This window comes from Rhodococcus ruitaii, from assembly GCF_055230935.1.
Window position 1 is genome coordinate 29,797 of sequence record NZ_JBUYWC010000007.1, and the last position, 19,351, is coordinate 49,147.

General features: G+C 64.5%; 18 protein-coding genes and 1 pseudogene. 9 read left to right on the plus strand and 10 right to left on the minus strand.

Annotated elements, in window-relative coordinates:
* Positions 1–24 precede the first annotated feature (24 nt).
* From ACZI8W_RS09865 to ACZI8W_RS09875, 3 genes are all read left to right on the plus strand, one after another.
* Positions 25–969 carry a polysaccharide deacetylase family protein gene (locus ACZI8W_RS09865; RefSeq protein WP_463368315.1) on the plus strand — a complete coding sequence of 315 codons (945 nt, stop codon included), beginning with the start codon at positions 25–27 and terminating at the stop codon, positions 967–969.
* A 2-nt stretch (positions 970–971) separates the two neighbouring features.
* Complete coding sequence (locus tag ACZI8W_RS09870) at positions 972–1,172, plus strand: WhiB family transcriptional regulator (RefSeq protein WP_463368597.1); 201 nt, start codon at positions 972–974, stop codon at positions 1,170–1,172.
* A gap of 157 nt (positions 1,173–1,329) precedes the next feature.
* Positions 1,330–2,052: a hypothetical protein gene (locus ACZI8W_RS09875; RefSeq protein WP_463368316.1), complete on the plus strand. Its 723-nt coding sequence runs from the start codon at positions 1,330–1,332 to the stop codon at positions 2,050–2,052.
* Here ACZI8W_RS09875 and ACZI8W_RS09880 read toward each other — a convergent pair.
* On the minus strand, positions 2,043–3,266 hold the full coding sequence (locus tag ACZI8W_RS09880) for a cation:proton antiporter domain-containing protein (protein WP_463368317.1): 1,224 nt from the start codon (positions 3,264–3,266) through the stop codon (positions 2,043–2,045). The two genes, ACZI8W_RS09875 and ACZI8W_RS09880, sit on opposite strands and share 10 nt — an antisense overlap.
* A 378-nt stretch (positions 3,267–3,644) precedes the next feature.
* On the opposite strand from ACZI8W_RS09880, the gene ACZI8W_RS09885 reads away from it, so the two are divergent.
* A complete protein-coding gene (locus ACZI8W_RS09885) occupies positions 3,645–4,493 on the plus strand; it encodes an alpha/beta hydrolase family protein (RefSeq protein WP_463368318.1) in 849 nt (282 codons plus the stop codon).
* Between the two features lie 74 nt (positions 4,494–4,567).
* Positions 4,568–6,685 carry a bifunctional lysylphosphatidylglycerol flippase/synthetase MprF gene (locus ACZI8W_RS09890; protein ID WP_463368319.1) on the plus strand — a complete coding sequence of 706 codons (2,118 nt, stop codon included), beginning with the start codon at positions 4,568–4,570 and terminating at the stop codon, positions 6,683–6,685.
* A gap of 78 nt (positions 6,686–6,763) precedes the next feature.
* Here ACZI8W_RS09890 and ACZI8W_RS09895 read toward each other — a convergent pair whose 3' ends face one another.
* Positions 6,764–7,681, minus strand: a complete 918-nt coding sequence (locus tag ACZI8W_RS09895) for a LysR family transcriptional regulator (protein ID WP_463368320.1) — start codon at positions 7,679–7,681, stop codon at positions 6,764–6,766.
* A gap of 124 nt (positions 7,682–7,805) precedes the next feature.
* Between ACZI8W_RS09895 and ACZI8W_RS09900 the strand changes: the two genes are divergently transcribed.
* Both ACZI8W_RS09900 and ACZI8W_RS09905 read left to right on the plus strand, forming a co-directional pair.
* Positions 7,806–9,257: an NAD(P)/FAD-dependent oxidoreductase gene (locus tag ACZI8W_RS09900; protein WP_463368321.1), complete on the plus strand. Its 1,452-nt coding sequence runs from the start codon at positions 7,806–7,808 to the stop codon at positions 9,255–9,257.
* A 398-nt stretch (positions 9,258–9,655) separates the two neighbouring features.
* Complete coding sequence (locus ACZI8W_RS09905) at positions 9,656–10,693, plus strand: NADP-dependent oxidoreductase (protein ID WP_463368322.1); 1,038 nt, start codon at positions 9,656–9,658, stop codon at positions 10,691–10,693.
* Between the two features lie 28 nt (positions 10,694–10,721).
* Here ACZI8W_RS09905 and ACZI8W_RS09910 read toward each other — a convergent pair whose 3' ends face one another.
* From ACZI8W_RS09910 to pcaD, 3 genes and pseudogenes are all read right to left on the minus strand, one after another.
* Positions 10,722–11,933 carry an acetyl-CoA C-acetyltransferase gene (locus ACZI8W_RS09910; RefSeq protein ID WP_463368323.1) on the minus strand — a complete coding sequence of 404 codons (1,212 nt, stop codon included), beginning with the start codon at positions 11,931–11,933 and terminating at the stop codon, positions 10,722–10,724.
* 13 nt (positions 11,934–11,946) lie between these two features.
* On the minus strand, positions 11,947–12,750 hold the full coding sequence (locus ACZI8W_RS09915) for an IclR family transcriptional regulator (RefSeq protein ID WP_463368324.1): 804 nt from the start codon (positions 12,748–12,750) through the stop codon (positions 11,947–11,949).
* 11 nt (positions 12,751–12,761) lie between these two features.
* Positions 12,762–13,520, minus strand: a pseudogene (pcaD, locus tag ACZI8W_RS09920) (3-oxoadipate enol-lactonase); the annotation flags it as partial.
* A gap of 151 nt (positions 13,521–13,671) precedes the next feature.
* Here pcaD and ACZI8W_RS09925 point away from each other — a divergent pair.
* Positions 13,672–14,418 carry a CoA transferase subunit A gene (locus ACZI8W_RS09925; protein ID WP_463368325.1) on the plus strand — a complete coding sequence of 249 codons (747 nt, stop codon included), beginning with the start codon at positions 13,672–13,674 and terminating at the stop codon, positions 14,416–14,418.
* Entirely contained in the window at positions 14,415–15,059 is a 645-nt protein-coding gene (locus tag ACZI8W_RS09930; protein WP_463368326.1) for a CoA transferase subunit B, read from the plus strand. Before ACZI8W_RS09925 ends, ACZI8W_RS09930 begins: the two co-directional genes overlap by 4 nt.
* A gap of 256 nt (positions 15,060–15,315) precedes the next feature.
* Here the strand turns inward: ACZI8W_RS09930 and ACZI8W_RS09935 are convergent, their stop codons facing one another.
* The 5 genes from ACZI8W_RS09935 to ACZI8W_RS09955 form a co-directional block, all read right to left on the minus strand.
* A complete protein-coding gene (locus tag ACZI8W_RS09935) occupies positions 15,316–15,438 on the minus strand; it encodes a hypothetical protein (protein ID WP_463368327.1) in 123 nt (40 codons plus the stop codon).
* Between the two features lie 130 nt (positions 15,439–15,568).
* Positions 15,569–16,474 (minus strand): aldo/keto reductase, encoded by a 906-nt coding sequence (locus tag ACZI8W_RS09940; RefSeq protein ID WP_463368328.1) that lies wholly within the window; start codon positions 16,472–16,474, stop codon positions 15,569–15,571.
* The gene (locus ACZI8W_RS09945; RefSeq protein ID WP_463368329.1) at positions 16,471–17,196 is read right to left on the minus strand and encodes an SDR family NAD(P)-dependent oxidoreductase; all 726 of its coding nucleotides are present in this window, start codon (positions 17,194–17,196) and stop codon (positions 16,471–16,473) included. The genes ACZI8W_RS09940 and ACZI8W_RS09945 overlap by 4 nt, the downstream gene beginning before the upstream one ends.
* Positions 17,197–17,271: 75 nt before the next feature.
* Positions 17,272–18,489 (minus strand): DegT/DnrJ/EryC1/StrS family aminotransferase, encoded by a 1,218-nt coding sequence (locus tag ACZI8W_RS09950; RefSeq protein WP_463368330.1) that lies wholly within the window; start codon positions 18,487–18,489, stop codon positions 17,272–17,274.
* Positions 18,490–18,545: 56 nt separating this feature from the next.
* Positions 18,546–19,346 carry a mycofactocin-coupled SDR family oxidoreductase gene (locus ACZI8W_RS09955; RefSeq protein ID WP_463368331.1) on the minus strand — a complete coding sequence of 267 codons (801 nt, stop codon included), beginning with the start codon at positions 19,344–19,346 and terminating at the stop codon, positions 18,546–18,548.
* Between the last annotated feature and the right edge of the window lie 5 nt (positions 19,347–19,351).

Consider the following 19,351-nt stretch of genomic DNA (forward strand, 5'->3'; position numbering starts at 1 on the left):
CATACCGCGGAGAATGCGCTCCACATGACCGACAACACCTTGACGCGATCCGTGCACAGCACGATCCCCGTGGTACACGAACTTCTCGCCAGCAGGATCGCTCGTCGCCGACTACTCGCCCTCGGTGCCCTCGCGATTCCCGCCGTAGTGGCAGCGTGTGGCAACCGAAGCGCCCCGGTTGCAGTACAGTCCGAACCTGCTCCGATGGAAGCATTCTCCAGACCGTCGCCCGCATCGTCATCGGCTGCCGAAGCCACCTCGGCCACCGCTGTCGACGTGAACAGTTTCTCGAGGAAGATTCCGCAACTGTGGGGAACCGACCTCCCGGAGATCGACTCGACTCTGGCACCGTCAGCCGATGGAATCCACACCATCGCGTTGACTCTCGATGCGTGCGGTGGCGCTCATGGATCAGGCATCGATACACAGATCCTCGCCACTCTGACGGAATATGCGATCCCAGCGACGGTATTCCTCAACGAGCGGTGGATACGAGCCAATCGTTCCGAGACCGAGAAGCTTGCTGCCAATCCAATGCTGCGCGTGGAGAATCACGGTTCTCTTCATGTCCCGCTATCGGTTACCGGACGAGCCGCGTACGGTATCGCCGGCACCGCGAATGTGGACGAGGTGGTCGAGGAGGTCGAATCCAATCGCCGTCTGCTCCGTAGCCTCGGTGTGGAGAGCACCTGGTTCCGCGCGGGCACTGCGCACTACGACGAGGTCGCTGTAGCGGTTGCTCGTGATCTCGGAGTCCGCATCGCCGGTTTCTCCGTCAACGCAGATTTCGGTGCCACCGCCAGTCCTGCGGTCGTGGAGAAGCAATTGCTCGCAGCCCCGGACGGCGCCATCATTCTCGCGCACATGAACCAGCCGTCGTCTGGCACTGCGTCGGGGCTGCACTCGGCGGTCGCCACGCTCCGCAGCAGCGGCGTGAGATTTGTGCACCTCGACCGCAGGAGGTCGTGACGGTGTTACCCGATCCTGCTTCCAGTCATCCGTTCAGCGTCGCTGCGGACGCGCTCAGTGCGAGCGAGGTCTGCTTCCACGTGGCTACATCAGGAGCGTCCAACAGGATGCCGCTGCGATTCTGTCGCGAGTGCCCGGTCGTCGCGTCGTGCCTCGATCATGCGCTGATGCACGATGACCGGTGGGGATTCACGCCCCGGTGAAAAGTCCCTTGGGGAAACAGCTGAACGCACGAGCATATTGTGAGGAACCGTCGTGGCACACACGCCGTCGTACGCACCGTGGCCGGGACGATCCGATACCGCCTGGATACCTTCCGTATCCACGCTCGCGCCGTCTCACCTGCGGCAGGAGCGAGCCGTGGACACTCCCGACATCTCCATCCTCGAGAACTTCCGGCGAGATGTGCACACGCCGTTCTCGGAAGGAACTCTGCTGTGTGCTGTGCTGGGTGGGCTCGTCGCGGTAGTACTTCTGGCCCAGACGATCGGACCTACATCGACGCAGATCGAGAATCAGGTGGTGTCGATCGCCGTCCGCACTCTGGGTCTTGTTGCTCTGATGGTGGCTCTCGTGGGGTACGTACGGGGCGCACCGGCATTACCGTTCGCCTCCCGGCGCGCGCACGCCCGGATGCAGGCACGTCCGCATCTGCTCGGGGTGCGGTATCCCGCGAGGTCGGTTACCGGCACCAGCGTCTTCCGCGTCGACGGCGGTGATGTACTGCAGGACACCGCAGTCGTCATCGACACTGCTGTCGAGGATGAACAGACGCTCTGCCTACTGCGAGCTTTCGACAAGTGGTTCGCGGCCCTCGAAGTCGACGACCTCGCTTGTCGTGGTGCGCGGCTGCGATTCGGCTCAGCAACGATCGTTGCGAGTGAGGAGATCTTCGGCCCTGGGGCGGTGGGCGGCTATCTCGTGCGTGACGCGCACCCGGACAACGGGTGCCTGCGCCTGCTCATTGCTGAACGCACCCGCTCCCGTGTGGTGAGTCCGTATCGCCGGGGCGAGGTTCTCGTTGTCTCGGACTGCCCACCGCGACGCCGGGAGTCCGCTGTCGTTCACATGACTCAGGGATGAGAGATGAGGGAATTGGTGCGGGCGTATCTTCTCCCGATCTGTTCGGTGGTGAAGCTGTGGAAAGCTACGCTACCGAGGACGGTGGCGGCCATGACATAGAGCACCAGCGACGCGTCGTCGATATCGTCGATACCTTGCCATGCCAAGAGTCCGAACACGATCGATGCGGTACCGCGGGGGCCGAGCAGGGCGAGGGCGCGTCTGTCGGGCGTCGTCAGGTCGGAGCCGACGAGGAAGAACGAGATGGGGACGAACCGGATGAGCGTCAACGCCACAGCCACGTAGACGAATACCTCCCAGCCGGGCAATCCCAGGCCGAACAGGTAGGAGACGGTGGCACCGAAGAGGAACCACATGGCCATGCTGCTCAACGTGGCGAGGTCTTCCGCCAACTCCAGCTCGGACTCGTCGAGCGTGCCGGTTGTGGTCCGAGCGGCGTGGTAGGCGATACCGCAGACGAAGGCCGCGATGAACCCGTTCGCGGAAAGCGCTCCCGCAGTGGCATAGGCAAGAAGCGCCAGCAGAACCACACCCATCCGCACGCCTTGTGCCGTGGTATGGCCTCGCCCTGTGGACAGTCTGGCCAGCCACGACCCGCCGAACCCGACGGCAGTGCCGACAATGCCGGCGATCAGCAATGATTGGATGCCGTGCACCAGTGCTTCACTGAAGTTTTCATCGATGTGGTCCTCACCGAGCATTGCGAGCGCGACGACGAACACGGGCGCGACGATTCCATCGTTGTAGCCGCTCTCGACGTTGAGAAGCCGCCGCACTCTCTCCGGCACCCTGCTGTCGCGTAAAAGGCCGGACGCCGGTGCGAGATCGGTCGGTACGACCACACACGCAACGACGACGAGTACGGCGGCAGAGGTAAACGGTAACAATGCAACGCCGAGGACAATTGCCCCGAGCAGTGAGAGTGGTAGCGCCCCGACCAGCAGGCGCGTCGACACAGCACGTTCACCTCCGAAGACTCCGCCGCGGACCTCGGTGGCGTCGACGAACAAGAGCAGCGCGAGGATCAGTTCGACTGCGTGTTCGGTGGCAGGCGCATCCAGCAGGTCGGTCAGGTCTTCGTGCATCAGGCTCGAGACGACGATTCCGGCGAGGACCATCACCAGCGGTGCCGCCAGGCGAAGCCGGGCGACCATCCGTGCCCCGAGCGCACACAGCAGCCCCACGCACAAGCCCACTACGACAAACGCACTCAACAAACTCTCCTTTGGAAGCGGAGCGGTCTGGTATTGCGATGATTGGCCGACAGTGACAGAACCCGCATACCTGAGTATCCGTGTTCGTGTCGTGATACGTCGAAAATTGCACGAACACCGGATGATCGGCAGCTGCGAAACGGCGGTATCCCGATGTGGCCGGTGGTCAACAATTTTCGTGTGCAGTAATGCGTGTTGTTCGGTCTCACCCTGGCACAGTTCGACATACTATGCAGAGGTACCTCAGGGGGCAGTATCGGTGGCGCTCTGTGCTTACACACGGAAAGTGCTTACACACGGAAATCCAGTGCTTCGACAATAAGGGTGTGACGAATGAAATCGATCCGATCGGTAGGTTTGCGAACTACTCTGCTCGTGATGGGAATGGTCGTTGCTGCCGGCTGTTCGGAGTCGCCGAGTGATACGACCACCGACGAGGTCGATGCGCGGCCGGAAACCATTCACGTGTCCTACGGCGAGGACGCCGACAATTATGGAATCCTTCACCTGCCGGGGGGCGATGGCCCGCACCCGGTGGTGGTCATGGTGCACGGTGGCGGATGGCTCGAGGATCACGACCTGTCGTACTTCGAACCGCTCTCTCGATCGCTCGCCGACGAAGGTGTCGCGGTCTGGAACATCGAATACCGCCGTGTCGACGGCACCGGCGGCTGGCCCGTCACTCTTGCCGATGCCGACGACGCCACTGAAGCGCTCGCGACCTCGGTGCAGGACGCAGCCGGGGGAAGCCTCGATCTGCAGCGTGTGCACCTCGCAGGGCATTCGGCGGGAGGGCATCTCGCCGCGTGGATCGCGGGGCGCCACACCCTCCCCCCGGAATCCCCAGGTGCGCAACCACAAATCCGGCCGGTGAGCGCGACGATCATGGCCGGCGTGTTCGATCTGTCACTCGCAGCCACTGCTGGCCACGATGGATTCGTGCGCGGCTTGCTCGACGGAATGCCCGAGGATCATCCCGACCGCTACGCGATTGCGTCACCGATCGAGCATCTTCCGGTCGGCCTGGAGGTGACCGCCATGCACGGAACGGCCGATCAGACAGTGAATCCGGTGCAGTCGAGTACGTATGTGGAAGCGGCGCAGGCCGCTGGTGATCCGGCCGAACTGCAGGTTCTCGACGGGGTCGGCCACGGCGACTTCGGGAATGTCGATTCCCCGGCCTGGGCTTCCGCCAAACAGGTCATTCTGGATCGCGTCGGTACCTGACGGCGCGTTCGGTGAACCGATAGCGCCACCACCGTGGCGTCGGCGGAATTCCGCACATTCGACAAGGGCTGGGTATGAGCAACGACATTGCCGCCGATTCTCGAATTCCGACAGAAACTGGCTCCCCGGCACCGATGGCGGGAGCCGGACAAGTAATCCGACGGTTTCCGCTGACGGTGTCGGTGTGCGTCGCGCTGCTGGTGACAGGCGTGGTGTCGCAGGGTCTGTGGCGTTCGGTAGAGACGACATCGTGGTTCGACGCTGTCGCGTACGGTGTGCCGGCATTGCGCGACGGTCACTGGTGGACGGTCCTGACCGGTCCGTGGTTGGGGCTCTCGCCGGCGCAGTACGTCTCGGTGATCGTCCTGGTTGCGGTGGGGCTCGCGATCGGAGAGTGGCGGCTGGGTACCCGCATCACCGCGGTCGTCGCTGCGACAGGCCAGATAGTGGGAGTGCTCGGCGCGTGCGGTGTACTGATGCTGGGAGAGGCAGTCCGGTGGACGTGGGCGTCGGAGCTGGCGGACGTGCGCGATGTGGGTGCCACCACCGCTGTCGTCGCGGTGCTCGCCGCGGCAACGGCGACGGTGTTGTCGCCATGGCGATTACGTAGCCGCGCCTTGCTCTACGGCTATGTCATCGTGGGATTCTTGTTTCTCGGTCGCTTTGCTGATCTGACTCACTTGATCGCGTTCGTGGTCTTCGTTCTGGTCGGTGAACGCTGGTGTTCACGCACGGAACACGGACTGCGACCGCGTACGCGCCGCGAAGCGCGTCTGGTCGCATCGGCCGGATTGTGGGTGATCGCCGCCGTGCATGTGGTGGTGTTCTTCTTCCCTGGCGATGGGCCCTTCGGACCGACAGAGGCGCACGAGGCTTCCGGATGGTCCACGGCGGTGTCCGCGCTGGTTGCGGTGGCACTGGCAGAGCAATTGCGCCGCGGCCGCCGGTGGGCGTGGTGGCTCACCGTGCTGTACTCCTGTGTCGTTGCCGTGGCCACCCTGACCGTTGTGATTCTGGTGATTGCCACGGATTTCGAGAGTATCGGTGCCCTGACGGCAGGAACCGGCCTGTTGTGGGCGGGGGAAGCAGTGTTGCTCCTCTCGGGGCGCAGCGCATTCACCGTGACGAGACGTCGACGTGTCGCAGGGGCACCCGAGGGTGATGTCGTCGATTCGGTTCGTCGCCTCATCCGCCGGCACGGTGGCAGCACCATGTCCTGGATGATCACCTGGGCCGGGATGGACTACTTCTTCGCCGCCGATGGCGGCGGTGTGATCGGCTACCGGCGGCACGCGGGAATGGTCATCGCGCTTGCAGATCCGGTCGCGGATACCGCCGCACAGCCGGAACTGGTCGACGACTTCGTTCGCTTCGCCGAATCACAAGCCGTGATCCCTTGCTTGTTCTCGGTGTCCGAACAGGCCGCAGACCTGGCCCGGCAGCGGGGATGGTTGGTGCTGCAGATCGCCGAAGACACGATCATCGACCTACCCGGCCTCCAGTTGACGGGTAAGAAGTGGCAGAAGGTGCGCTCGGCGCTGAACAAAGCCGAAAAAGCCGACACGGCATTTGTTCTCGGAAATCTTCGGGAGCAGAATCAGGAAGTCCTGGCGCAGGTCCGCGCGATCTCCGAACAATGGGTCGGTGAAAAGGATCTTCCCGAAATGGGATTCACGCTCGGTACCGTGGAAGAAGCTCTCGACGACGATGTGCGAGTGGCGCTCGCCATCGATACCGCGGGCACCGTACAAGCTGTCCTCTCGTGGATTCCCGTGTTCCGCGGTGGCGATCGTCTCGGTGGCTGGACTCTCGACGTGATGCGCAAACGTACCGGACCCGGTGCCAACAACATGATCGAGTTCTTGATTGCCCGTTCGGTACTGGCATTCAAAGATGAAGGTATGGAGTTCGTTTCGTTGTCCGGGGCGCCGCTGGCGAGATCTGGTGCCGACGCACCCCTGCGTGGTCTCGACGGTGGACTGGACCTGCTCGGCCGAGCCCTCGAACCGTTCTACGGGTTTCGGTCGCTGCATCAGTTCAAGATGAAGTTCAACCCGCGGTACGAGCCGGTGTACATGTGCTTCCGTGATGAAGCAGACCTTCCGCGCATCGGTGTTGCCATTTCTCGCGCGTACCTGCCAACTGCAACGCCACGGCAACTCGTTGCATTGGCACGCAGCGGGCATAAGTGACAGACGGGGGAGCTCCCTCGTAATCCGGTGTCCGCGGGCACCGTGGTGTGAACCATCGAGTCGGCGATGGTGGCAACGTCAGCTGATGGAGTCGCGTATCGGAGGCCCGCCGTCGTTCGTCGGCACAATCGAATGGGCGAGGGCCTGAACCAGGAACTCGAGCTCGGGTGTCGGGGTGGTGCCGTTGCGGACCACCCCGCACACCGGAACCTGCAGCAGGCGACGATTGTCGCGCATGAACTTCAACCCCCTGGTGGGGGTCTCGGCTGCGGTGCTGGCATACAACAACGTCCACGCACGCGGATTGGTGAGGACTTCGAGGGTGGCCGTGTGGTCGCTGGCGATCGCCGGCCCGAGACGGACACGCCGCCCCACCTCGACGAAGGCGTCCTCGACGACCCGATGCAGCAGCACCTGGCTGTTCCTGGGCGGGAGTAGCAGGGGGAAGTGGGCCAGCTCCCCAAGGTCGACGGTGGAGAATGCCGACAGCGGGTGGTGGCCGGAGGTCACGATCACCAGATCCTCGATGCCGAGTCGCACTGTCTCGAGCCCGGGGCGGTCCACCTCCCCGCGGATCAGTGCAAGATCGGCTTCGCCGGAGGCGACGGAATTGACGCGATCGGTGAAATCCTTGAGGACGAACTCGACGTCGAGGTTGGGGTGCCGCTCGCGTACCTGTGCGATCGCGTCGAGGCTCTGCGTCGCGAAACTCATGTTTGCCGCGATGCGGATGCTGTCCCGGGGTTCGGTGCCCACGTCGAGCGCTCGTGCTTCGAGCCCCAGTACCTCCGCGGCGATCGGCATCAGCCGCATACCGGCGGGGGTGAGCTTGACCGAGCGGGTAGACCTGTCGAACAGGCTCGTGCCGAGCTCATGCTCGAGTTTCGCGATCTGGTGGCTGATCGCGGACTGCGAGATGAAGCACCGCTGCGCTGCCCGGGAGAAGCTGGACTCCTCGCCGACAGCGAGGAAGTAGCGTAGTTGTCGGAAGTCCATCAAACCCCATTTATGAGCGAAACAGATAACAGTTTTTCGAATACCCCAGGTTACTGGATTCCAAGGGCTGTGGATACCTAGGTTTGAAGTCATACAAGAACGTCAAAGTGGAGGTATCGGCAGCATGGGTGGTGCACACAAGGGAGAGACGACAGTCGTCGACCGGACCGAGGTAGTGATCGTCGGATCCGGATTCGGTGCCCTTGCCGTGGCGAAGAAGCTGGGCAAGGCAGGCACGCCGTTCGTTCTCATCTCGGAGACCACCGAGCACCTGTTCCAGCCCTTGCTGTACCAGGTCGCGACGGGTGTCATCTCGCCCGGCGAGATCGCCCCATCCGTCCGTGCGATCCTCGCGAAGTACCCGAACGCCGACGTCCGGCTCGGCCGTGTGGTCGAGGTGAACCCCGACGACAACACCGTCGTGTACGAGGCAGCGGGAACACGGCACACCCTCGGCTACGAGCATCTGGTCGCTGCAACCGGCGCGCGGCAGGCGTACTTCGGTCGCGACGAGTTCGCCGACGTGACCTTCGCCCTCAAGACCGTGGACGATGCCGAACGGCTCCGCCGCCAGATCATCCGGTGCTTCGAGGAAGCACACATCACCACAGACCCCGAGCATCGTAAGAACCTGCTCAGCTTCATCGTTGTCGGCGCCGGCCCGACAGGTGTCGAGCTGGCCGGACAGATCAAGGAGCTCGCTCAGCGCTACTTCGGGGAGTCGATCGGCAACATCAAGGGCGAAGACGTCACCGTCACACTCGTCGAGGGCGCCGACAAGGTGCTCCCGCCGTTCGGCGGAAAGCTCAGCGAGTACTCGAAAGTGTCCCTCGAGAAGGCCGGTGTCGACGTCGTCGTCAACACCATGGTCACCGATATCGACGAGCATGGCGCAACCCTGTCGACGCCGACCACAGAGGAAAGTCGCCGGCTCACGGCTGAAACGATCATCTGGTCCGCCGGAGTCCAGGCCAACGATTTCGCCGGCGTCCTGGCCGAGCGCACGGGCTGCGAGACCGTCCGCAGCGGGCGGCTTCTTGTCGACAACGATTTCACCGTCGGACGCGCCGACAACATCTACGCCATCGGCGACATGGTCACGCTCGACAACCTGCCTGCGCAGTCGCCGTTCGCGATGCAGGGCGGACGGCACGTCGCGAAGCTGATCCTCGGCAAGGTGCCCGCGGGAACCGCGTTCCAGTACCGGGACAAGGGCAGCATGGCGATCATCAACCGATTCCGCGCGATCACTCGTGTCGGCAAGATCGAACTCACCGGCTTCCTCGCGTGGGTTCTGTGGCTCGCCGTACACCTGGTGTACCTGGTCGGATTCCGCAACCGGTACATCGCGGTGATGTCGTGGTGCGGTTCGTTCCTCGGACACCGCCGTCCGCACTTCTACTACGCGCAGGAACTCGAGCCGGCAGCCCCCGCTGACGCGGAGAAGCCGGCCGAGGCGCCGAAGGTGGGCGCATCGAAGGCGGACACGCCCAAGGCAGATGCGCCCAAGCAGCTGAGTAAGCGGGCGAAGCGGAAGGCCGCGGCCGCGGCACGCGTGCCCGTCTCAGTTTCGTAGGCGCTGGATTCTGTTGGGTGCCGACGACTACGACGCGACGCGGGATGCCCTCACAGTGTTTCGACATCGTGCGGCGCGCGGGACTGATGTGTGCGCCTCGCGACCCGACCGGGTATATGTATGCGAAGGGGGGCGCACACCAGGTCGGACACGGTGTGCGGTGGTCAGCACTCTCCTCCCCACACCCGAGAGGAGTCGATGTGTCGATCCGATCCACGTCCAGCAGAACGGCCAGGTCGCAAACCCAGCAACCGCGGCCGCGCCGCACCGTCGAGCATGAGGGGCCTTCGTTCACCGAGGCCATCCATTCGCGCCTGTTCTCGAACTACGAGCCGCCTCGGGGTGATCGGCCCGGAGCTGCCTGACGTCGACCCGGCGGTAAGGCAGACTGCCGGAGTATGAGTGCATCGTCGAAGAACCAGAGCACACGTATCGTCCTGGCGTCTCGCCCCGATGGAAAACCGACAGCCGACAACTTTCGAACCGAGATCGTCGACCTTCCCGCACTGTCCGACGGGCAGGTCCTGCTGCGGACCGTCTACCTCTCCCTCGATCCCTACATGCGCGGCCGCATGAGTACCGCAAAGTCGTATGCGCAGCACGTGGAACTCGACGACGTGATGGTCGGCGGCACGGTCGGGCAGGTCGTCGAATCGCTGCACCCAAGCCTCGCGGCCGGCGACTATGTGCTCGCGGGCGCGGGCTGGCAGTCGCACGCGGTGGTCAGCGGCGATGAGGTGCGCAAGCTCGACCCCGACGCAGCACCGCTGTCCACGGCGCTCGGCGTGCTGGGGATGCCGGGCTTCACGGCCTACTCGGGGCTATTGAAGATCGGGCAGCCCAACGAAGGCGAGACCGTCGTCGTCGCGGCTGCGACCGGGCCTGTCGGGTCTGCGGTCGGCCAGATCGCGAAGCGCGAGGGTGCTCGCGCAGTGGGTATCGCGGGCGGGCCGGAGAAATGCAGAGCCCTGATCGACGAATTCGGGTTCGATGCCGCCGTCGACCACCGCGACCCCGACTTCGCGCAGAAGCTCGCCGACGCGGTGCCCGACGGTATCGATGTGTACTTCGAGAACGTCGGTGGGCATGTCGCCGACGCGGTGATGCCGTTGTTGAATCTCTATGCGCGCATCCCGGTCTGCGGTCTGGCAGCCCAGTACAACGGTGTCGACCTCGAGCGCCGCGACCGCCTCCCGGGATTCTTCTCGCTGATCCTCGTCAAGAGTCTCACGATCAGGGGATTCATCCAGTCGGAGTTCGTGTCCGAGATGTACCGCGATTTCCTGCGCGACGCATCGGATTGGGTGCGCAGCGGCAGCCTGAAATACCGCGAAGACATCGTCGACGGCCTCGAGAATGCCCCCGAGGCGTTCATCGGTCTGCTCGAAGGAAAGAACTTCGGAAAGCTGCTGATACGGGTCGCGCCGGAGCGGTGATGTCCGCGCCGGAGCGACCGGGCACCGATCAGGCGATGCGTTCGAATACCGCGGCGAGACCCTGTCCGCCGCCGATGCACATCGTCTCCAGCCCGTAACGGCCTTCGCGACGGTCTAATTCGCGCAGCAGTGTCGCGAGGATGCGGCCGCCGGTCGCGCCGACGGGGTGGCCGAGTGAGATGCCGGAGCCGTTGGGATTGAGGCGGCTGTCGTCCGCGTCGATACCCCAGGTGCGGATCACAGCGAGAGCCTGCGCTGCGAACGCTTCGTTGAGTTCGATGACATCCATGTCGGCGAGGGTCAGGCCGAGACGGCCGAGTGCCTTCTCGGTTGCCGGGACCGGGCCGATTCCCATGGTGCGGGGCGGAACTCCGGCAACTGCCCAGCTGGCGAGCCGAGCGAGGGGCCGCAAGCCGAGCTTCGCGGCCTTGTCCGCGGTGGTGACGATGCTCAGGGCCGCGCCGTCGTTCTGCCCGCTCGCATTCCCGGCGGTCACGGTGGACTCGGGATCGACCTTGCCGCGGATCGGACGCAGCTTCGCGAGCGTCTCGACGGTGGTGTCGGCGCGGGGATGTTCGTCGGTGTCGACGACCAGCGGTTCACCCTTGCGCTGCGGCACGGTCACGGGGACGATTTCCTGCGCGAACACACCGTTGCGCTGTGCGGCGACGGCACGCTGGTGCGACTGCACGGCGAGCGCATCCTGATCCTCACGGCTGAGGGAGAATTCGGCGCGCAGGTTCTCGGCGGTCTCGATCATCCCACCGGGGACGGGGAAGTCGCGGCCACCGGCGGTGACGCGGGCACGCGCGAGCCGGTCGTTGAGGGCGACGGCCTCGCCCTTGACGCCCCAGCGCATCCCGGTGGCGTAGAACTCGGCCTGACTCATGGACTCGGCGCCACCAGCGAGGATCAGATCGCTGCCGCCGGTCTGCACCTGCATGACGGCCTGCAGGATCGCCTGGAGGCCGGAGCCGCAGCGCCGATCCACCTGAATGCCAGGAACATCCACGCCGAGACCAGCATTGAGCGCGGCGATGCGTCCGATCGCCGGGTTCTCACCGCTCGGAGACGCCTGTCCGAGGATGACATCGTCGACGTCGGAACCGGAGATGCCGGTACGCGACACGATCTCGCGGATGACGGTGGCAGCCAGGTCTTCCGGTGCGACGTCTTTCAGGACGCCACCGAAACGGCCGACCGGGGTGCGAAGCGGTTCGCAGATCACTACGTCGGTCATGAATACTCTCCGATCAATTGTTCTGGGTGCGGGTGTAATCCGACGAGATCTCGTCTGCGGTGGAAACGAGGGAGGGAACCAGCCGATCGTGGAGGGCTTCGATCGGGTAGCGCGCTGCGTGGGTGGAGATGTTCACCGCGGCCACCACGGCGCCGGATGTGTCGCGGATCGGTGCGGCCAGTGACCGCAGTCCCTCCTCGAGTTCCTGGTCGACGATGCAGAATCCGTCACTCCGCACCCGGTCGAGTTCGGTGCGCAACGTGTCGGGGGTGTGCGCCGTCGAGCCGGTGACGGGTGTGAGATCGGCGCGCGCGAAGTACTCGTCCAGTTCGTCGTCGGGCAGGCCGGCGAGCAGGACACGGCCCATCGAGGTCGCATGCGCGGGGAAGCGTGTGCCGAGAGTGATGGTGACTGTCATGATGCGGTTGACCGGTACACGCGCGACGTAGACGACGTCGTCGCGGTCGAGCACCGACACCGACGTCGACTCGTGGACCTTCTGGGCGAGTGCTTCGAGATGGGGTCGTGCGACTTCGGGCAGCGACAGCGCCGACAGGTAGCTGTATCCCAGTTCGAGGACCCTCGGGGTCAGCCAGAATTGAGACCCGTCGGTGCGTACGTAGCCGAGTTCGGTCAACGTGAGCAGGAAGCGGCGCGCGGTAGCGCGGGTGAGCCCGGTTGCGCGCGCGACGTCGGACAGGGTGCGTCGCGGGTTGTCGGCGCCGAATGCCTTGATCACCGCCAGCCCACGGGCAAGCGACTGCACGTAGTCGGGAGACGCGCCCCCCGAGGTGTCCTTCGCAGCGGAATCCGTCACGACTGGTTCTTCGTCAGATGGTCGCTGATCAGTTGCGTGACCGTAACGGCCTGTTCGATATTCGCGAGGTGCGCGCCGGGCGCGACGATGTGGAACTCGGACCCGGCGATGCCCTCCGAGAGGGCCTGCATCGTGGCGGGCGGGGTCGCGGGGTCCTGCTCGCCGGCGATCACAAGTGTGGGTGCAGTGATGCGCGCGAGGTCGTCGCGGCCGTCCCAGGTTGCCAGGGCCTCGCAGCATCCTGCGTAGCCCTCGTCGGTGGTGCCTTTGACCATCGCGACGTGCCTGCCGACGAGGTCGGGGTCGCTCTCGGCGCGGCCGGGGCTGAACCAGCGCGACACGATGGACTCGGCGATGGAGGCGAGCCCATCGGTGCGCACGGTCGCGGCGCGATCGACCCACGGTTGTGCGGGCAGGAACGCCGATGACGTGCACAACAGCGTTAGCGAGCGGATGCGGTCGGGGTGGTTGGCCGCGAGCCATTGGCCCACGGCACCGCCGAGGGAAAGTCCGACGTAGTGCGCGGTCTGCACGTTCAGAGCGTCGAGCACCGCGGTGATGTCGGCGCCCAGTTCGCTGATCGTGTAGGGGCCATGCGGTGTGGGGGAGGAGCCGTGACCGCGGTGGTCGACGGCGATGAGGTGCCAGTCCGTCGACAGCGTGTCGATCTGTGGCTGCCACATCGACAGGTCGGATCCGAGCGAGCCGAGGAAGAGCACCGCCGGTGCCGACGGGTCTCCGTGCTGCTCGTAGTGCAGCGTGACAGTCAATTCAGGCTCCATGAGTTCGCAATGAGGACAGGTGAACGCTATGCGGACAAGGCTAGAACGGGCCGACGCGTGAAGCAATGGCTGGGACGCAGATTGTTCGTATTGCGGACGAGGGTTCACATCACGTACGCATCCGGCTATTCTGGCATGCATGGACAAAGTCGTTGCCTCCGCCGCCGAGGCAGTAGCCGACGTTCCCGACGGTGTGACCATCGCCGTCGGTGGATTCGGCCTGGTCGGCATCCCCGAGATCCTCATCAACGCACTGCTCGAGCAAGGCGCCACCGACCTGGAGACCGTCAGCAACAACTGCGGTACCGACGGCTTCGGTCTCGGCCTACTTCTCGAGAAGGGCCGCATCCGGCGCACGATTTCGTCGTACGTCGGCGCAAACAAGGAGTTCGCTCGTCAGTACCTGTCGGGTGAGCTCGAGGTCGAGCTGACGCCGCAGGGCACGCTTGCCGAACGTATGCGCGCAGGCGGGGCCGGTATCCCCGCGTTCTTCACTCCGGCCGGTGTCGGCACGGCCGTCGAAGAGGGTGGCCTGCCGCTGCGTTACGACGGGCACGGCGGTATCGAGCTCGCCTCGAAGCCGAAGGAAACCCGCGAGTTCGACGGCGAGACCTATGTGATGGAACGCGGAATCGCCGCCGATTACGCGCTCGTGCACGCCTGGAAGGGCGACCGGCACGGCAACCTCGTCTACCGCGCATCGGCGCGCAACTTCAACCCGCCCGCCGCAATGTCGGGGCGGGTGACCATTGCCCAGGTCGAACAGCTCGTCGAGCCGGGAGAGCTGGACCCCAACGAAATTCACACGCCCGGCATCCACGTGCAGCGAGTGGTGCACGTCGGCAAGATCGAGGTCGGAATCGAGAATCGGACGGTGCGCTCATGACTCGGAGCATCAAGGGCATGACCCGCGAAGAAATGGCCGCGCGCGTGGCCGGAGAGCTGCGCGACGGGCAGTACGTCAACCTCGGCATCGGCATGCCCACGCTGGTACCGAACTTCATCGAGCCAGGGATCGAAGTCATCCTGCACGCGGAGAACGGTGTACTCGGTGTCGGCCCCTACCCGACCGAAGACGAGCTCGATCCCGAGCTCATCAACGCGGGTAAGGAGACGATCACCGCGATTCCCGGCGCCTCGTTCTTCGATTCGTCGCAGTCGTTCGGCATGATCCGCGGTGGTCAGATCGACGTCGCCGTGCTCGGCGCGATGCAGGTCTCGGCCAAGGGCGACATCGCCAACTGGATGATTCCGGGTGCCATGGTCAAGGGTATGGGCGGCGCGATGGATCTCGTGCACGGCGCCAAGCGAGTCATCGTGATGATGGATCACGTCAGTAAGAAAGGAGACCCGAAGATTCTCGAAGAGTGCGTGCTTCCCCTCACCGGCAGAGGATGCGTGCAGCGGATCATCACCGATCTTGCTGTCATCGACGTCACCGAGGATGGATTGACGCTCATCGAGACTGCACCGGGCGTCACCACCGAAGAGGTGGTTGCGGCGACGGGTGCGAAACTCCTCGTGTGACGCGCGGACACTCCGGCTCGTAGGCGGGGGCAGACCGAGGACGCCTTGATGTTCGCGGTGAGATCGCGCCCTCGGGACTCGGACAGTCGCGAGATGCCGAGTAGCGTGACGATGGCACCGCCGATCATGATGAGGCTCAACGGCTGACTCGAATTTTCATAGCGGTCTTCGTGATCGGGCAATTTCGCGGATCCGTAGTTCTCTGCTGCCGCCGGAATCGCCGTGGTCACCACGTTCCATCCGGCGCGGCCGTCGCTCAGGTGGTCCAGGGGTGCGAACTGGCGGGCGACAGGTTCAGCGCGTCGGCTACGAAGAACGCATCGAAGAACCCGCGTTCGGCGGTCTGGGCAATCGACTTCCAGAATCCGAGACGGTGCATGGTCTCCGGGTGCGTGCGCGGTGAGCGCCATACCGACTGCGCGACGCCTACACCTTGCGCACACAGGGCGAGATGCCTTCCCCTGCTCGAGGGACCTTTGTCTCCGTTCCACGACAACGCGGCGCCGTCGTCACGCGTGTGGATTGTTGTGATCAGCTGTCGCTACCGAGTGATCGTCGAGCAAGGCGAGTTCGTCGTCGTCGAGTCCGAGGCTCAGGGCTGCGAACGAGTCGATCACGGATTCCGGTCTGGATGCGCCGGGGATGGGCATCACCACGGGCGACCGGTGAAGCTGCCAGGCAAGGGCGACACGGTGCACGCTCACCCCGCGCTGCCGGGCCACCGTCTCGAACGGAGAGCCGCCTTCGCCCAGGGCCTTTGCCTGTCTCATCCCACCGAACGGCCCCCACGAGAGGAACGCCAGTCCGTGCGCCTCGCACGCCCGGATCTCCGGCTCGGACGAGCGGAAGGCGGGCGAGTATTCGTTCTCGACAGCCACCAGGGCATCACCCAGCACTTGCTGTGCGATGCCGATCTGTTCGACGTTCGCGTTGGAGATCCCGACGCGTTGCACCAGTCCTTCGTCCCGTAGCGACCGCAGAGCAAGCATCGACTCCTCGTACGGCAGTTGTGGGTCGGGTCGGTGGTGGAAGTACAGCGGCAGCGGGTCCAGGCCCAGCCGACCGATGGACGCGACGCACGCCGCCCGCAGGTGTCGGCGACTCCCGTCGATCCACCAGGTGTCGTTCGCGGGATATCGAAGGTGCCCGCCCTTCGTCGACACGACGACGTCATCGAGGGAGCCCGGCCAAGTCCGCAGTGCGTCGATCAGCGCCAGCTCGTTGACGCCGTCCCCGCCGCCGGCCGGCCCGTAGACGTCGGCGGTGTCGAAGAACCGGATCCCCGCATCGAGAGCGGCGTGAACGGTGCGCCGTCCGCGTTCCACGTCGTATCCCGGAACCTGTGTAATCGTCATCGCGCCGAATCCGATTGCGGGCAACCGGAGATCACCGACAGTGCGGTAGCCGCCCGTCATTTTCCGACTGCCGTCCAACCGCCGTCGACAGGCATGGACACACCGGTCACGAAACTCGCGTCGAGTGCCAAATTCTCGATCGACCGGGCCATTTCGTCCGGACGGCACAATCTACCGAGCGGGCAACGTTTCTCGATCTCCGAGACGTCGTAGCCCTGATCGATCATCTCCTGCACCATCGGCGTCAGCGTGTGCCCGGGAGCGACGCTGTTGACTCGGATGTGCGGAGCCCATTCGATCGCCAGGTTCCGGGTCAGCTGTGAGATGGCAGCCTTCGCCGTTCCGTAGTCGGCCTGCTTGGCCCATCCTCCGTATGCAGTGGTCGACGAGATGGTCACGATCGACCCGGACGATTCCGCTTCCAGCAGCGGACGCGCGAACGCCGACGCGACCAGCAGCGTACCCAGGACATGCACGTCGAACACTCGACGCACCCGCTCGGGATCGAGCTCCAACGCGGGGACGAACTCGCCGCGGATGCCGTGGCTCGTCACCAGAACGTCGGGAACTGCGCCGGAGGCTGCTGCAGCCTTCGTCATCGCGGCCTCGACCGCTTCCTGATCCGTGACGTCCACGTCGAGATACCGCACGGCTGCCCGCGGACTCGACGGGGTTGCCGGATCGAACACGGTCACCGACAGACCACGATCCAGGAGTCGATCGACGACGGCGTCGCCGATTCCGCTGGCACCGCCCGTGACTACCGCGTGTTTTGCTGTCATGGATAAACCTTCCGGGATGCGTCTGTGAGCAATGGGGTGTGCCTGCAGGCCGGTGCCTCGGCCGACTGCTGGCGTCTACGCCCGCGTCGGCGCGTACTTGGACGCGAATGCGTGGATGCTCGCGACAACGTGGTCGAGTTCCTCCTGGCTCATGCCGTGGCTCATCCCCAGCGACATGCCGCGTTCGAAGACTTCATCCGCGTTCGGAAGCCCGCCTTCGGGAACGCGATGGGTGACGTTGCGCATCATCGGGTGCCGTGTCACGTTGCCACTCCAGACCGTTCGGGTGTCGATACCCGCAGCCTCGAGTGATTCCTGAAGGTCCGAACGGGAGAAGCCGGCGTCTTCGCGAATGGTGACCGGATAGCAGAGCCACGCGGTGTGAAACTCCGGAAGCTGCTGCGGCAGGCGGAAAAACTCGGGGTATGCGCCGAACGCGCTGGAGAACGCCTCGAAGATCTCGTGCCGACGCCGGTAGTTCTCCTCCAGCTTGCTGAGTTGCACCAGACCGAACGCGGCGCCGAGCTCGGACGGTTCGAAGTTCCACGGCAGCACGTCGAAGATGAAGTCGTTGTCGTAGTCGACGCCGTCGAGGTCTTCGCGGAACACACGGCCGGTACCGGCGGATCCGAACAGATGCGGCTCGGAGCGCCGACCCCAGCGGCGCAGCATCAGGCCCTTGTCGCGGAGCTTCTCGTTGTCGAGACAGACCATGCCGCCGTTGCCCGCACACGTGAGGATGTGCGACATCGCGAAACTGGTAACGGTGATGTCCGACCGCGATCCCGTCTTGGTGCCGCGAAGGGTGGTCCCGATGCAGTCGCACGAATCCTCGATCACTTTGAGAGCGTGCTTGTCTGCGATGGTGCGGATTGCGTCCCAGTCGGGGGCATTGCCCGCCAGATTCGGGACGAGGATGGCACCGGTCTTGTCGGTGACGAGCTCTTCGATCTTGCTGACGTCGACGTTGTAGGTGTCGGGTTCGACGTCGACGAACACCGGAACCCAGCCGCCGCGGACGATCGGCGATACATCGGTGGAGAACGTCAGGGGTGAGGTGATGACCTCCGAGCCCTTGGGCAGATCGAGTAGTTCCAGCGCCAGGTACAGCGCAGACGATCCGGAGTTGCACATCAAGCCGAGTTTCTTGCCATACAGGTCGGCCACGCGCCGCTCCATCTCGGCGACGTTCTTACCGATCTTCATGGCATACGGTCCGCCCCGTAAGACCTCCAGGCACGCCTGGACCTCGCGTTCGTCGTGGACACTGCGGGCGTAGATGACTCTGGTCAATTTCTCTCCTAGGTTGAATCTGTCAGGGGTACTTGGGAATTGGATTGTCAGGGCGGCTATCGGATGGTTGAGCCGGCGTCGACCGGAAGCATGACCCCAGTGACGTAGCGCGCGTCGTCGGAAGCGAGGAACATCAGTGCCTTGGTGACGTCCGATGCCTCGATCCGGTCTATCGGCAGCGAGTTCATGAAGATCGGGCCGAGGTCGGGTCGTCCGGCAAGGAGTTCGGGAAGCACCTTCGAATGTCCTTGTGGGGTGTCGACGCCGGTGGGGTTGATCATGTTCACCCGGATGTTGCGGTCGGCGAGTTCGAGCGCGAGGGATCGGCACACGCCGACGAGGGCATGTTTGGCTGCAACGTAGGGCGTGTAGAAGGGCAGGCCGACCGTGCTGCCGGTCGAGCCGGTGATGACGATGTTGCCGCCGCCACTCGACTCCAGATGCGGAATCGCCACGGAACAGGTGTTCCAGACGCCGGTCAGGTTCACATCGAGGGTGGTCTGCCAGATTTCGTCGGTCACCTCACTGTGCGGCTGCACCGTGCAGATCGATGCGTTGGCGACCACCACGTCGAGGCCGCCGAAGCGTTCTGCTCCAGACCGGACCGCCGTGTCGAGTCCGGCCCGATCGCGGACGTCGACGCGCACAGCGAGCACGTCTGCACCGGCATCCCGCACCAAACGCTCCGTCTCGGCCAGCCCTTCCTCGCTACCCATCGGATAGGGAACAATGTCGAGTTGTCGGCATGAGTCGATGGCGATGATGTTTGCGCCGGCGTGGGCCATCGCTACAGCATGACTGCGGCCCTGGCTCTGCGCCGCTCCGGTGATCAGTACTGTCTTCCCTTGCATATGCATGGTTC